The organism is Streptomyces yerevanensis (assembly GCF_000716805.1).
GTDB lineage: Bacteria > Actinomycetota > Actinomycetes > Streptomycetales > Streptomycetaceae > Streptomyces > Streptomyces flaveus.
In genome coordinates this window covers 1-221 of the sequence record NZ_JNWJ01000300.1, presented here as the reverse complement: position 1 = coordinate 221, position 221 = coordinate 1, and the positions used below count along the sequence as shown (strand labels likewise).

The window sequence follows — 221 nt, the reverse complement described above, 5'->3', positions numbered from 1 at the left end:
GGCCCCGCTTCGGGTCGTACGTCACCCGTGACGGCGCTCGGCCAACCCGCCGCGTGTTCCTCGATCACGCCGAGGGCCGAACAGATCTGGCCCGGAGTGCAGTAGCCGCACTGGTAGCCGTCGAGATCGAGGAACGCCTGCTGTACGGGGTGCAGTTGCTCGCCCTCGGCGACGCCTTCGATGGTGGTGATCTCGCGCCCCTCGGCGGCCACCGCGAGCTG

The 221-nt window shown here is 70.1% G+C and carries 1 protein-coding gene; it reads right to left on the bottom strand.

Annotated elements, in window-relative coordinates; genetic code table 11:
- On the bottom strand, positions 1-221 hold a 221-nt coding region (locus OP79_RS49490), incomplete at both ends, for a (2Fe-2S)-binding protein (RefSeq protein ID WP_033330061.1).